This window comes from Selenomonas sputigena ATCC 35185 (assembly GCF_000208405.1).
In the GTDB taxonomy this organism is placed as follows: Bacteria; Bacillota; Negativicutes; order Selenomonadales; family Selenomonadaceae; genus Selenomonas; species Selenomonas sputigena.
Genome location: NC_015437.1, coordinates 1,068,396 through 1,082,450 on the forward strand (window position 1 = coordinate 1,068,396; position 14,055 = coordinate 1,082,450).

The window sequence follows — 14,055 nt, forward strand, 5'->3', positions numbered from 1 at the left end:
CATGCCAAAAAAAGATTATTTGAAAAAGGTCATGGTCATAGGGTCCGGTCCGATCATCATAGGACAGGCGGCGGAGTTTGATTATGCCGGCTCACAGGCATGCCGCTCCTTGAAAGAAGAAGGCCTTGAAGTCGTTCTCGTCAACAGCAACCCGGCAACGATCATGACGGATACGCATATTGCCGACCGCGTTTATATCGAGCCTTTGACGGTGGAGTTCCTTGAGGAAATCATCGCCAAAGAATTGCCCGACGGACTCCTTGCTACCCTTGGCGGGCAAGCCGGTCTGAACCTTGCCGTCAAACTCTCCGAAAAAGGCGTGTTGGAAAAATATCATGTCGAACTCTTGGGAACAAGCCTTGAGGCGATCAAGAAGGCGGAAGACCGCGAGCTTTTCAAGGAAACGATGCAGAAACTCAAAGAGCCGATTCCGGAGAGCACGATCGTCGAGGATGTGGAATCTGCCGTCGGGTTTGCCAACGAGATCGGCTATCCGCTGATCGTACGTCCCGCCTACACGATGGGCGGCACGGGCGGCGGCATTGCCGAAAACGAAGAAGAACTTGTCGAAACGGTCATCAAGGGACTTAAGTACAGCATGATCGGCCAGGTGCTCATCGAGCGCAGCGTTGCCGGTTGGAAAGAAATTGAGTATGAAGTCATGCGTGACGGCAATGACAACTGCATCACGGTCTGCAACATGGAGAACTTCGATCCCGTCGGTGTTCATACGGGAGACAGCATCGTCGTTGCGCCGACGCAGACGCTTTCCGATCATGACTATCAAATGCTGCGCAGTGCGTCGCTCCGCATCATCCGTGAGCTGAATATCGAAGGCGGCTGCAACGCGCAGTATGCACTCGATCCGAACAGCGATCGCTACTATGTCATCGAGGTCAATCCGCGCGTCAGCCGTTCCTCGGCGTTGGCATCGAAAGCGACGGGATACCCCATTGCGAAGGTTTCCGCCAAGATTGCCATCGGCTATTCGCTCGATGAAATCACGAACGCCGTGACGCAGAAGACAAAGGCGTGCTTTGAGCCGTCCATTGATTATTGTGTAGTGAAATTTCCGCGCTGGCCGTTCGACAAATTCATTTTCGCCGATCACACCCTCGGCACGCAGATGAAGGCGACGGGCGAAGTCATGTCCATCGACCGCAATTTTGAGGGCGCTATCCTGAAAGCGGCACGCTCACTGGAAATTGGCGTAAAGCGTCTGCACCTGCCTGAGATGGACGATTGGAGCGACGAGAAGCTCAGGAAATCGTTGTCAAAAATCAATGATGAACGCATTTTCGCAATCGCCGAAGCATTCCGCAGAGGCATAGCTGATGTAGACGAAATCTATGATATCACGAAGATCGACCGTTGGTTTCTGCGCAAGATCAAGCGCATCGCTGATGTCGAGATACGGCTCATGCAAGAGGAGATTACCCCAAAACATCTCATAGAAGCAAAAAAAATCGGACTTTCCGACGCATCCATTGCGGAACTTTCAGGCAAGACGATGAATGAAATCCGCACGATGCGCAAGGCAATGAAACTTCTGCCTTGCTATAAGATAGTCGATACATGTGCGGCAGAGTTCGAAGCAATGACGCCGTATTATTACTCGACATTCAATGCGCAGGAAGATGAAGTGCAGACGGAAACGCCGAAGAGGAAGATCATCGTCCTCGGCTCGGGCCCCATCCGCATCGGCCAAGGCGTCGAATTCGACTACTGCTCTGTGCATTCTGTATGGGCGCTGCGCGAGATGGGCTATGAAGCCATCATCATCAACAACAATCCGGAGACGGTCAGCACGGACTTTGACATCTCCGATCGCCTGTACTTTGAACCGTTGACGACAGAAGACGTCTTGAACATCGTCGACAAGGAGCAACCGGAAGGCGTCATCGTGCAGTTCGGCGGGCAGACGGCCATCAATCTCGCTGCATCGCTCCAAAAGGCGGGCGTGCATATCTTTGGAACTTCCGTGGACGACATCGATCGTGCGGAGGATCGAGAGCGCTTCGAAGAAGTGCTGCGCCAGACGAACATTCCTTGCCCCAAGGGAATCAGCGTCACCGATGTGGAATCTGCTGTCGAAGGCGCCGCTGCCATCGGCTATCCCGTCATGGTGCGTCCATCCTATGTCCTCGGCGGCAGGGCGATGGAGATCGTCTACAAGGAAGAGGAGCTGCGCGACTACTTGAACCGCGCGGTCAAGGTCACGCCCGATCATCCCGTGCTCGTCGATCGCTATATGCAGGGCACGGAAGTCGAAGTTGACGGTATATGCGACGGCGTGACGGTTGTCATTCCTGGCATCATGGAGCATATCGAGCGCGCCGGTGTCCATTCGGGTGACAGTATCGCCGTCTATCCGCCGCAGACGCTTCCCGCACGTGTGCTTTACACCATCATCGACTATACGAAGAGACTGGCATTGAACCTCCATGTCAAGGGGCTGCTCAACATTCAATACGTCGTGGTCAACGATGAGGTCTATGTCATCGAGGTCAATCCGCGTTCGAGCCGCACCGTTCCTTTTTTGAGCAAGGTCACGGATGTGAAGATGGTCAATTTGGCGACGCGTGCAGCCATGGGACACTCTTTGGAGGAGATGGGATACTTCTCCGGTCTTGTGCCTCCCAAACCGTATGTTGCCGTCAAAGCTCCCGTATTTTCCTTTGCCAAAATGCAGGATGTCGATATTTCCCTCGGACCTGAGATGAAATCTACAGGCGAGGTCATGGGAATTGACTATCACTACGCACGAGCACTCTACAAGGCGATTACGGGTGCAGGCATGAACATGCCGAAGAATGGCCGCATCCTCTTCACTGTTGCAGATAAGGACAAAGAGGAATTGAAGCAGCTGGCAAAGGCTTTCTGTGAGCTGGGCTTCCAGATTGCTGCGACGGAAGGAACGGCGCGTGCCATACAATCTGTCGGAATAGACTCAGACGTTGTGGGGAAGGTGCATGAGCGCAGTACGGACATCATCCAGATGATCAAGACTGGTCAGATTCAAATGGTTGTCAACACGCTTACGCAAGGCAAGGGTTCTGCGCGTGACGGCTTCAAGATTCGCCGCGCGACAGTGGAACACGGCATCGTCTGCCTGACCTCGTTGGATACGGCGTGGGAAGTGCTTCGCGTGCTCTCCTTCATGCAGCAACGTCGTCTTGTCTATGCTTTGGCATTGCAGGATTATGTCGGCGGCGGCGACGACCTCGCGTGAGTCGTCTTGTCGGCAGCAAAGTTTTATAGTACAATGGGAGAAAGTGGGAGGGATAGGAAATGACAGATGAACGATTGATTGTAGCTTTGGATGTTCATTCCATGGATGAGGTTCATAACCTTGTCGAAACTCTGGGCGACAGTGTGGGATTCTACAAGGTTGGCATGGAGCTTTTTTACAGCATGGGAGACGAGGTGATCAAATACCTTAAGGACAAGGGCAAGAAGGTGTTCCTCGATCTCAAGCTCCATGATATTCCCAATACGGTTGCCAATGCTCTGCGCGTCTTGACGCATCTGGGCGTCGATATGATCAACGTCCACGCTACGGGCGGAATGGTCATGATGGAGAAGGCGCTCGAAGCGATCAAGGATGAGGCAGAAAAGCTCGGCATCGAAAGACCCAAGCTTGTCGCCGTGACGATTTTGAGCAGCATCAGCCTGAAGGATTGGAGCAGGATGTGGCCGGATATGGATCTCGACGATCAGGCGGTTCATATGGCAAAACTCGTGCAGGAAGCAGGTCTTGATGGCGTCGTCTCCTCGCCGATGGAAGCGGAAACCATTCGACAGGCATGCGGCGAGGACTTTTTGATTGTCACGCCTGGAGTGCGTCCCGCAGGCACAGCCATCAACGACCAAAGCCGCATCACGACGCCGGCAATTGCCCTGAGCAGCGGCGCCACGCACCTCGTTGTCGGACGTCCGATTCGTTCGGCGCTCAATCCCAAACATGCTGCGGAAAACATCCTGAAGGAAATGGGGAGCGTGAAGTCATGACGGAAGCTGAAGTCAAGGACTTGCTGACAAAGACCAATGCCATCATGCACGGGCATTTTCTCCTAACCTCGGGATTGCACAGTCCGCATTATGTGGAAAAGTTCAATGTACTGCAGCATCCAGAATATACGGAACTTCTGTGCAGAGCGATGGCGGAGAAATTTAAGGATCAGGATATTGATACGGTTGTAGGTCCTGTGACGGGTGGTATTCTCCTGGCGCACGAAACAGGAAAAGCGCTTGGCACGAGAGCCATTTTCACGGAACGTGAGAATGGAAAAATGACGTTTCGCCGTGGTTTCTCGCTGAAAAAAGGGGAGCGTGTCCTGATTGTAGAAGACATCGTCACGACGGGCGGCTCCATCAAAGAAGTCATCGATGTGGTGCGCGAATTTGAGGGGATTCCCGTGGCTGTAGCCATGCTTGTGGATCGCAGCAACGGCAAGGTGCAATTCGACGGAGTGCCGTGTACGGCGCTTCTGCACATGGATGTCGAAGCGTACACGCCTGAGGAATGCCCGCTCTGCAAAGAGGGGACGCCTTTGACGAAGCGCGGCAGGACTGGAAAATAACTGTGATGGAAGAAGACAGGAGCGCGGCGGCGCCTCCTGTCTTCTTCACGTGTTTTGATCTAGGAGACTGTTTTGAAAGAAGAAACTATTCAACAAGTTGAAACGGATGTTTGTGATTGGGCATATCTGAAACGACTTCCTCCAATGCTTGAAGGTTTTTCTTATCGAAGGGATATGCATGTCGAGGAGGACATATATGCGTTGTTTTCCTATGAGAACGACACCATGCATCGTGCCGCTTCGGCATATTATCATGAAGAAACGAAGGAATATAAGCTGAGCGTGCAGATTGGTCTGACGAACTTTTGCCGCATCGAGTTTATCGCTCCGAATATTGCTGCTTTTGAAAAACGTCTTGATGAGCATTTGAGGAAGCTGCTTGTGGAACTGATTACATTCGACCCGAAGACCATCAGCAGCATTGTATGCAAGAAAAAAATTATGGAATGGGAATACGGAAAAAGCCTTCCCACTGAATTGGAGGGCTTCGAGCTGTTCGTTGCGCCGGAAAAGCCGTTGAAAATCACAAATGGCTCGTATATCATCTTAGATTATTCTGACTTTTCCATCGCGAGCAACTTCGTCATTTATTACAATATTTTTCGCGATGAATTTTTCGGCGAGGGAAGGGTGCATGGCATTCCTGAAATCAATTACCTTTTTGATTCACACGATCTTGCAGGACTCGCCACAAAGCTGGAACATCATCTTGCTGCACGTCTGCAAGATATTCGACAAAAGGCAACGGAATAACAAGGATAGGAGGAATTCCCTTTCATGTCGTTTTCAAAAGAACTTCTTACATTGAAAAAACGCGTCTTGGACGAACTTGCGCCATCCTTTCGAAGAATCGAGCAAATCAGCGAAGGAAACACTTTGAAAGTTCTTACTGCAATGCGCGAATGCAAGGTGTCCGATATACACTTTAACACATCATCGGGATATGCCTATGATGATATTGGCAGGAGCAAACTTGAAGAACTTTATGCAAAGGTCTTTGCCGCAGAAAGCGCTTTGGTGCGCACGCAGTTTGTTTCCGGTACGCATGCGCTGGCTACCGTTCTCTTCAGCATTTTGCGTCCTGGCGATAAACTTGTATCACTGACAGGGACGCCTTACGATACCATGCAGACGGTCATCGGCTATACGGCATCCAGTTCAGGCTCTTTGAAAGAGTACGGCATCCTTTACGATGAACTCCCCTTGAACGAAGGGCGCGTGGATGTGGAAAGAATTGCCGATGTGCTCGATGAACGAGCCAAGATGGTCTTGATTCAGCGCTCACGCGGCTACAGCAGACGCCCTACATTGCTCATCGAAGATATTCGAGAAATTTGCAATCAAGTTCATCGTCTCAGACCCGACTGTATTTGCTTCGTTGACAACTGCTACGGCGAGTTCGTGGAATCCCTTGAGCCGACGCAAGCAGGCGCCGACATCATGGCCGGCTCCCTAATCAAGAATCCGGGTGGAGGACTTGCGCCCACAGGCGGTTATATCGTTGGCCGCGAGGATCTCGTAGAGCTTGCTTCCTATCGCCTGACGGCTCCAGGTATGGGAGCAGAATTGGGGGCTTCTCTCGTCAACAACCGTCTGTTCTTCCAAGGTCTGTTTCTTGCTCCTCATGTGGTATCTCAGGCACTCAAGGGTGCGCTATTTGCTGCAGGCATTTTTGAAAAACTTGGTTATACGACATATCCGAGAATAAGCGACGAGAGGGGAGACATCATCCAAGCAATCGAACTTGGCACAGCGGAAAAACTTGTGGCGTTCTGCGGCGGCGTCCAAAAGTACTCGCCGGTTGATTCCTTCGTAAAACCCGAGCCATGGGATATGCCGGGATATACGGATCAAATCATCATGGCGGCAGGAACCTTCGTGCAAGGTGCGTCTATCGAATTCAGCGCCGATGGACCTCTGAGATCGCCGTACAATGTCTATCTGCAAGGCGGTTTGACCTTTGAGCAAGTCATGTTCGGCATTCTAGGAGCCGCCGAAGAAATCAGGCAGCTTTCTGCAGAATAACGAAAACGCCGGCTAGGAATATTTTCCCTAGCTGGCGTTTGGAGACGATACAGCCGTGTTGAATCGTCAATGTTTCCCTAGAAACGGCGATATGTACCGATCACTTTTCCGAGAATCCTGACATTTTTTTCGTAGAATGGTTCCATTTCGTCATTCTCCGGCTGGAGGCGTATGCAGTCCTTCTCCTTGAAAAAACGCTTGACGGTAGCGCTGCCATCATCAACCAAGGCGACGACGATGTCATTGTTGTCTGCTGTTTCCTGCTGCTTGACAAAAACAAAATCGCCGTCATGAATCCCCGCATTGATCATGCTGCGTCCTTTCACGCGCAAAACAAAGACTTTGCTGTGCGTGCCGATGAGTCCCTGAGGAAACGAGAATACATCCTCTATGTTTTCCTCGGCCAAAATCGGGATGCCGGCAGTCACAACGCCGACGAGGGGAATGGAGACATTTCGCTCCCATGGCTTATCCTCAAGAATGTCGATGGCCCTGGGCTTTGCGGGATCTCGCTTTATTAACCCCGATTCTTCCATTTTTGCGAGATAACCATGAACCGTGGAGCTGGATTTCAATCCTACAGCATCGCCGATTTCGCGCACAGATGGCGGATAACCTTTTTTCGCCAGAAAATCTTTGATATAAGAAAAAATTGTTTGCTGCCATTCAGCAGAAGTATGACGTCGTTTCATTTCAATCACCTGTAAACGTAAATACAGAAAAGTAGTTCGCTGTGTCTATTATAACAGATGTGTTACGTTTATACCACGGATTTTGTGTACCGCAGCTGGCGTTATACCGTAATTGTGCGCTTCTTGAAGTCGCGTCATTCCTATAAGCGGGAAAACTTTTTCCACAGGGTTCTTGCGGACAAGGAAACCATCCTCCACGTTGAAAAGCGATGTAAATGTGAAGTTCCAAGAATGATGTTGTTTATCTGTTTTTTTGATGAGTAAAGGAGCATGAAGTATTATGGCAAATTATTTCGTTTTTCGTGTAGATTATGACGAGTACTTTCCTTTCACCTACGAAGAGTTGAAACAGGGGCGACTGCGACAGGGCTGGGGTGGCCCCAATATGGATGTGCGAAATTCGTTTGATGAGTTCACAGCGGCATGGAAGAAGTGGTCTCCATTTAGTGAAAATATGAAACGTCGCTATAATATGCTGCGTATAATGCTTAAAATCCAGGAAGGCGACCTCATTGTTATCCCGAAGGTCAGTATGCAGCAGATGGCGACAGGGCGTTATTTCACAATTGTAAAATGCAGAAAGCCGTATGAGTTTACCCTATCAGATGGGAAGAATGATTTCGGGCACTATATCGAGGTGGAGCCGCTTGTCAGTTGCAGCTATGATTCGAGTGGGGCTGCACAGGTGCTGAGCAGCTCTTTCGGTAAATATCGACGTGCTGTAAATCGTATTCTAGATGAAGGTGTTATGGATGCGATTGATGTATTGATAATGATGAGAAGATCCGCAACACAGTCATCTCCTACACGCCTTGGGCTTCTGTCGGCCGAAACTTGTCAAGCTCGCGATCTCTATCTTAAAGAGCTGCTCGAAAAGATGCAGTCGTGGCAAAATGCTATGTTTGAGAAGGTGATCGAAAGCTTGTTTGTGCAAAGCGGCTACATTAAGGTTAGCAACAACTGCTATGACGGTGAGGGCGGTGATGTCGATCTTGTGTTTAAGGCATTTAGTGAACGATCGCTAATGTATGATATTTACACAAAATATGAAGATGATATAATGCCTGAGATCTACATACAGGCAAAGAAAAAGCGTGGGCACGACAGTAATGATGTTGCAGGGGTTAGGCAGCTCATTCAGATGGCAAAGAAGGATGAAAAAGCGAAAGTGTTAATCCTTATCAATCTTACGGATAAGTTCAGCGCAGAGGCACAGGCACTTGCAGATCAAGAGCATGTTGTCCTGTTGAATGGGGTGGATTTTGCATCTATGCTCGTTCGTCATGGATTGGAGAACGGTGTGGGAATCTCAAATAATGGCGATGAGGTGTGAGGAATCGTTCAAGGGGAGAATTAGTATGACGTAAGCAGGAAGCGATCATTCAAGGAAAGTGATATGGCGTAACAAATATGACTCCTAAAAAATTCTCCCCAAAGAGATTCGGCTCCTCGCTGTTTGATATGGGTAGGCGAAAGAAACGAATGTTCTTTATGTCCATACAGTCTTCTACCAATGGACAAATTATGGGATCTGGATGTTGAGATTCAGCTTGCCGTATCCTAGATAGATCATGGTCTTGAAATATTCATCATTCCTGAACCCTCGGGCGCGACGCTTGATGTTTTGTATGATGCTGTTCATCCCTTCCAGAATGGCGTTCGTATAGGGGTGCTTGAAGTAGTGCAGGATCTCGTTCCAATGATTGCGGATCGTGGCGCAAAACTTCTTCATGGGTTTCAGCCTTGCGTGCATCATCCGGCTGCAGAGCTTTTTCAAACGCTGTTCCGCCTCGTCTTGATGGACGGACTGCTCGTAGATTTCCTGCAATTCGATGCGCATAGCACAGGCACGCGCTGTCTTTAAATGCTTCTTCTGGAGCGTTTCCTTTTTCTCTCGCTGTTTTTCCGTCAGATTGGCATCATTCTTCAACCACAGATACTTGGAGTTCTTCAACAAGACGTTCTCCTTGGCTTCCATTGTGCAGGGGCAGTTCTTCGCCAAGCGTGCTTTGGAGATCGCGGCGGCGGGAGGGCATAACCTGTTGATGGTCGGTGTGCCTGGCTCGGGCAAGACGATGCTCGCGCGACGAAGGATTTTACGGTATTGGCAGCATAGGGGAGTATAGCTCGGTATTAGGTTGGAAATAAGAGTGACGGTAGAAGATAGCATTCAAATCATAGAATATATGATATAATTGCAATGAGTGAATAGGGGGGGGATTATGATGCAGAAGCCGGTATTTACAATGGAACATATTGCCGCGATGGTAAAACCGCTCGCTGATAAATATCGTGTGAAAGAAATTTATTTATTCGGCTCGTATGCGAGAGGGGAAGCGGACGAAAACAGCGATTTGGATTTTTTGGTTTTTGGTGGAGAGATGTTTAAGAGAACGATGATTTTTGCTTTGGCAGAGGATTTGCGAGAAACGCTGAAGAAAAAGGTGGACGTTTTTGAAATCGGCGAAGTCAACCCAGACAGTGACTTTTATAAAACAATCATGAAAGAAAAGGTTTTGGTAGCATGAAATATTCAGACCGACAAAGGGTTCAGAAGATATATGACTATGCCGTTCGCTTACAGGAGTATATTTTAGAAAACCGCATTGAAAAAGAGGTGTTGTTGACACAGTTGCCACTGCAGTGGCTTGTCACAACACCGCTATATAATATGGGTGAGCATTGTCATAATCTGTCCGCAGAGTATAAAGTCAAACATGGGGAAATTCCATGGGCGATGATTGCAGGCTTGCGGCATCGCCTGGTACATGATTATGATGGAACAAATTGGAACATTATCTCAGAGGTTGTTTTTGAAGAACTGCCAATCTTGATAGAGCAGCTCAGGGCGTGTTTGACGGAAAACGAGAATACGGAGGATGTGAGATGACAAACTACCGTTTCTGCCGCGAAAGTTCTGCCTGATTGATGAGAAATGCTTTAGGCAACTTCAGTGGCTTGATTTGCTGCTTTCTGTAATACAGCCCTTAAAACCTTCCACCCGAGGGAGAAACCACAGGTCGCGTCCGGCGTGTGGAATCCCTTGGGTTTTTCTATGGGCGCAGCAACGAAAACATCGTAAGAAATATCGTGGATTGTTCCGCGAATGCCGAGAGTTGCGCCTGCAAGCACATGCCCGTTGTAGAGATCAGCGCCGTAGCCGTAGACGGCGCCGACATCAAGTCCGAGATAGAGTTCCGCCTTTTGCTTCGGGAACTTCGTCGCAAATTCATTTCTAAGATACCAGCCGTTCGTTCCCATCAGCGTGGTCTCGCCATCGAAGCCGCGCACCGTGTAGCGTCCGCCCATGCTGATCATATCCACGCCATAGAGTCTTTGCTCGTTCATCGTCCACTGTCCGTGTAAGGAACTCGTGAATGTTGCAGGCCGATGATCGAAAGTAAACGGATGGACATAATCCACATCGACAAGCCACAGGCGATAGCGCGTCTTTGGCGCATCAGGATACGTTTTCTCCTCCTGTGCGCCCAGCCAACCGAGTCCGAAGCGGTGCGCGATGCGGAAATAGAGCGTGTCCCGGTCGATGTAAAGCCGCTCCGCATAGCCGACCTCCAACGATGTCTGGTGCATCGCCTGGATGGGAAGCTCCACATCGTTGATGAAGCTATGGGAATTGCGCTTCTTCAGACGAATATCCATGCTCGTTTTCATGCTCGACGAACGATGCAATACATAATCCCAGGAAAATGTCGAGATATTCGTATCGCCCGCGCTGATGAAATCGTAGGGGCGGCTCTCCACCGTCTGATGATATTTCGAGCGCTGGTAAGAGAACGTAAACGTATGCGCCCCGTAGGGAATCGTGTAGCTGACATTATGCCCGCGCGTGCCCTTCGCATAGCCGTCCTGTGCGCCGTCGAGATTCATGCCGACGCGCAGTATATCGTTCCGCTGAAATATCTGGTCGACGCCGACATTGCCATAAAGCTGCAGCTTTCCCGTATCCTTGAGACCGGAATCATCGAGGGAGATCGTGCCGTAGACATTCTTGCTGCGCATCACCGTGAGCAGGACATCCGTCATTTGCGGCTCCTGTGCAGGTAAGAGCTTCACGGTAATATCCTGCGAAGGCAGGCGCTTCGCCTGCTCAAGCCCCTGCTCAATATCGCGCACGTTCAAGACATCGCCTTCGCGAAACGGGAAGAGGTTGTATGTATAGAGCGTATCACTGCCTTCCGTAAAGCGTACGGCATGAATGCGTCCGATCTGCAAGACAAGGCGGAGCGTTCCTTCTGAGAGATTCTGCTCGGGGATGACGACGCGGCTTGTTGAAAAACCGCGCTGCATAAGCTCGTGGTTCATCTTGCCGACGGCTTCATTGATCTCCTTGAGAGCAAGCTCGCGTCCTTCGTAGTCACGGGCGATATGACGCAGGAAATAGAACTTCCCAGAGTCATTTTCAAGCACGACCTTGGCTATGGGGAAACGAACCGTTTCATCGGCAGGAAGCGTTGAGGAAGGGGGAGCGGGCGTATCAACCTCCGTGCGTTCTTGATGCAGCCGCTCCTGTCGTGCAGCCTCCTGCGCCCGCGACTGGTCGAGCTGCTCCTGCTGCGAGAGCGGAGCAGCTTGGGCGGGAGAGACGGATAAGGGGAGGATGGCTGCTGCGAGTAGAAGAGCGGATGGGAGTTTGAGTGTTATCAAATGGATTCACCACATTCTTTTAAAACTAAGTGATCATGATCAAGAGGCGTCAATTCTATTGCTTATCAACTACATTAGAGGCAGCACGATTTCTTTTTGCCGATGCAAGCAGTCGTTCAAAGAAATCTGGATTATAATCTACCTTGGACCAACAGACGGGCCCAATCTGGTTTTTCCAATAAAGCGGAATCATATTGCCTGTGCGTGTATCGTAGATGCCAGAGTCAAAATGCCGAACCCGCTCTTTACGGAAAAAATCCAGCGCGTAGAATCCAGGAAAATATGCATAATCCACCAAAGATGCTTCAGTGAACAGGATTCCGTTGTTCGCATTGCCGTGCACATCCCAACAGCTTGAACTCAAGAACCACGATCGATACAGTTCAAACAAGACTTCTCCCTGCAAATTGACAACAACAGCGTAATTCGGGTCACGGCTCCAAAGCAAGATACTTTTGCCTTCTTCATACCAGCCTTTCAGGAGATTCGCTGTTCCGACCAGCAAAGGAAATAGAGGCTCTTCGCCTTCATCGTTTACGAATACCAAGACAGAATCATCCTGTCGGATACAAATGAGGCCATCCTTGTATTGCAGGGGGGCGCCATCCTTTTGACTAATGTCATCTCCGAAAGAACGCATGCTCAGATCATCATAGATTTCTTTTGGTTCTCCGCCTTCTTTAGGGATAGAATACACTTTATGTGGCAGCCCATAACCTGGGGAAAAGGTAAGATAGAACTTATCGGGATATACATATAGTTTGCCGGACCGTAAATGGGATACAGAATCTGGCCATACAACGGGAATTTCCAGCAAATCATCTTCGGTCAAGCGCATGATTCTAGGAGTCCGTGGAAGAGAGTCATCCTTCTGCCACAGATAAAAATACAGACCTTCCTCTGTGAATGCAGAGACGTATATGTTATAATTCTCAGGGACTACAGCAGAAATGTCGAGGATGGTTTCATGCTCCAAATGATTCGGATCTTTGATAACGAAACAAGGAGTCAATTCTACATTAACATACCATCCAATAATACTGCCGGAAAATCTTGTTTGTTGCGCGTAATATGGAAATAACACTCTTCCTATCCCGATAAACAGGCATATAAAGGTCAAGATAATAAGTATTTTGCATAATTTCTCATGCTTTATCCAGATTGTGTTCATTCGTTTGGCACCCTTCCATAGGCCCCATTTGTAAGAAGCCCTTTTCCTTGAAAGAAATAAATGTCGTCTGAAAGGATGGTATAGATGGCTGTTGGGTTAAGTAGATTCTCCCTTAGTTGCCTCACCGTAATTTTTGCTTCCCAACTTAGATTATCATAGGAAATGCTTTGGAGGATGGGAATTATTGTAGTGGTTACGCAGTTATGCTCAGTGAGATGGTAATCAGAAGTGCCGTTTCTATAATACTGAGTGTTTGCGTTAATAATTCTTTTTGCATCAATGGTTGAATCATCATCATTAACGTCAGGGCATACTTCGCTAAAAAACTTATGAGTTTCTTCAGAAGGGATTTGTGTATAGCCGTTATTTTTTATCTGATCGTTATATGCAGCGACAGCTTTTACGGGATCTATATATTCGGAGTTAATCATAAAAGTGTACCGTTCCTTTGGATCATAAAACCAGCGGGTAATGAATGTCCCGGGACCGGTAGGAGCGGCAAGACCGCTGCTCGTTTCAATATCTTTGCCATATCGTCCGTAATCGGCAGAATCATATGATCCTGTATCCGTTTTTACAACAATTCCAACATGACCTAAAAAGCCAACTTTAATGCTGATTCCAATCTGAACTGGGATATGGTCTTCGGCTAGATAGTTCCACTTCGTCCCGCTTTGTGCAGCACTTGCACCAGCACCTGCATTCCCACCAGTCGCCTTAGCCGCTGCAGCACCGACAATTGCGCTGACGATCTGTGCGGTGCCGGGATCCTTGATCTTCTTGATCTCGCCGATGATTGCCTCATTGACGCCTGCGCCGATGGCACCAGAAGCAAACCCCGCGCCTGTGATCTGGCTCATGATGCCGCCGATGATGGCGTGGACGGCGACTTTTCTGCCGCTGCCGTCGTCGGGGAGGT

Annotated in this window: 13 protein-coding genes and 1 pseudogene; 9 read left to right on the forward strand and 5 right to left on the reverse strand. The window is 49.3% G+C overall.

Features of this window, described 5'->3' with window-relative positions; all coding sequences use genetic code 11:
• Position 1: 1 nt before the first annotated feature.
• The 5 genes from carB to SELSP_RS04835 all read left to right on the forward strand — a co-directional run bounded on the left by carB (position 2) and on the right by SELSP_RS04835 (position 6,608).
• Positions 2-3,232, forward strand: a complete 3,231-nt coding sequence (gene carB, locus SELSP_RS04815; protein WP_006190950.1) for a carbamoyl-phosphate synthase large subunit — start codon at positions 2-4, stop codon at positions 3,230-3,232.
• A 59-nt stretch (positions 3,233-3,291) separates the two neighbouring features.
• Positions 3,292-4,011 (forward strand): orotidine-5'-phosphate decarboxylase, encoded by a 720-nt coding sequence (gene pyrF, locus SELSP_RS04820; protein WP_006190948.1) that lies wholly within the window; start codon positions 3,292-3,294, stop codon positions 4,009-4,011.
• Complete coding sequence (gene pyrE / locus SELSP_RS04825) at positions 4,008-4,583, forward strand: orotate phosphoribosyltransferase (protein ID WP_006190945.1); 576 nt, start codon at positions 4,008-4,010, stop codon at positions 4,581-4,583. The genes pyrF and pyrE overlap by 4 nt, the downstream gene beginning before the upstream one ends.
• Positions 4,584-4,655: 72 nt before the next feature.
• Positions 4,656-5,336 carry a hypothetical protein gene (locus tag SELSP_RS04830; protein WP_013740738.1) on the forward strand — a complete coding sequence of 227 codons (681 nt, stop codon included), beginning with the start codon at positions 4,656-4,658 and terminating at the stop codon, positions 5,334-5,336.
• A 24-nt stretch (positions 5,337-5,360) separates the two neighbouring features.
• Positions 5,361-6,608 (forward strand): methionine gamma-lyase family protein, encoded by a 1,248-nt coding sequence (locus SELSP_RS04835; protein ID WP_006190942.1) that lies wholly within the window; start codon positions 5,361-5,363, stop codon positions 6,606-6,608.
• Positions 6,609-6,685: 77 nt separating this feature from the next.
• Here SELSP_RS04835 and lexA read toward each other — a convergent pair whose 3' ends face one another.
• Positions 6,686-7,300, reverse strand: a complete 615-nt coding sequence (gene lexA / locus SELSP_RS04840) for a transcriptional repressor LexA (protein WP_013740739.1) — start codon at positions 7,298-7,300, stop codon at positions 6,686-6,688.
• A gap of 280 nt (positions 7,301-7,580) precedes the next feature.
• Between lexA and SELSP_RS04845 the strand changes: the two genes are divergently transcribed.
• A complete protein-coding gene (locus SELSP_RS04845) occupies positions 7,581-8,633 on the forward strand; it encodes a restriction endonuclease (protein ID WP_006190933.1) in 1,053 nt (350 codons plus the stop codon).
• A gap of 189 nt (positions 8,634-8,822) precedes the next feature.
• Here the strand turns inward: SELSP_RS04845 and SELSP_RS04850 are convergent, their stop codons facing one another.
• Positions 8,823-9,254, reverse strand: a complete 432-nt coding sequence (locus SELSP_RS04850; protein ID WP_081443687.1) for a transposase — start codon at positions 9,252-9,254, stop codon at positions 8,823-8,825.
• Between the two features lie 25 nt (positions 9,255-9,279).
• On the opposite strand from SELSP_RS04850, the pseudogene SELSP_RS12175 reads away from it, so the two are divergent.
• The 3 genes and pseudogenes from SELSP_RS12175 to SELSP_RS04860 all read left to right on the forward strand — a co-directional run.
• Positions 9,280-9,390: pseudogene (locus tag SELSP_RS12175) on the forward strand (ATP-binding protein); the annotation flags it as partial.
• 132 nt (positions 9,391-9,522) lie between these two features.
• Positions 9,523-9,828: a nucleotidyltransferase family protein gene (locus SELSP_RS04855; RefSeq protein WP_006190922.1), complete on the forward strand. Its 306-nt coding sequence runs from the start codon at positions 9,523-9,525 to the stop codon at positions 9,826-9,828.
• A complete protein-coding gene (locus SELSP_RS04860) occupies positions 9,825-10,190 on the forward strand; it encodes a HepT-like ribonuclease domain-containing protein (RefSeq protein WP_006190921.1) in 366 nt (121 codons plus the stop codon). Before SELSP_RS04855 ends, SELSP_RS04860 begins: the two co-directional genes overlap by 4 nt.
• Positions 10,191-10,240: 50 nt before the next feature.
• Here SELSP_RS04860 and SELSP_RS04865 read toward each other — a convergent pair whose 3' ends face one another.
• Genes SELSP_RS04865 through SELSP_RS04875 form a run of 3 tightly spaced genes read right to left on the reverse strand, consistent with a single transcriptional unit; the run spans position 10,241 to position 13,996 of the window.
• Positions 10,241-11,965: a ShlB/FhaC/HecB family hemolysin secretion/activation protein gene (locus tag SELSP_RS04865; RefSeq protein WP_006190920.1), complete on the reverse strand. Its 1,725-nt coding sequence runs from the start codon at positions 11,963-11,965 to the stop codon at positions 10,241-10,243.
• Positions 11,966-12,020: 55 nt separating this feature from the next.
• Positions 12,021-13,136: a hypothetical protein gene (locus SELSP_RS04870; protein WP_006190919.1), complete on the reverse strand. Its 1,116-nt coding sequence runs from the start codon at positions 13,134-13,136 to the stop codon at positions 12,021-12,023.
• Positions 13,133-13,996, reverse strand: coding sequence for a hypothetical protein (locus SELSP_RS04875; RefSeq protein WP_006190918.1), 864 nt, complete (start codon positions 13,994-13,996; stop codon positions 13,133-13,135). Before SELSP_RS04875 ends, SELSP_RS04870 begins: the two co-directional genes overlap by 4 nt.
• Positions 13,997-14,055 lie beyond the last annotated feature (59 nt).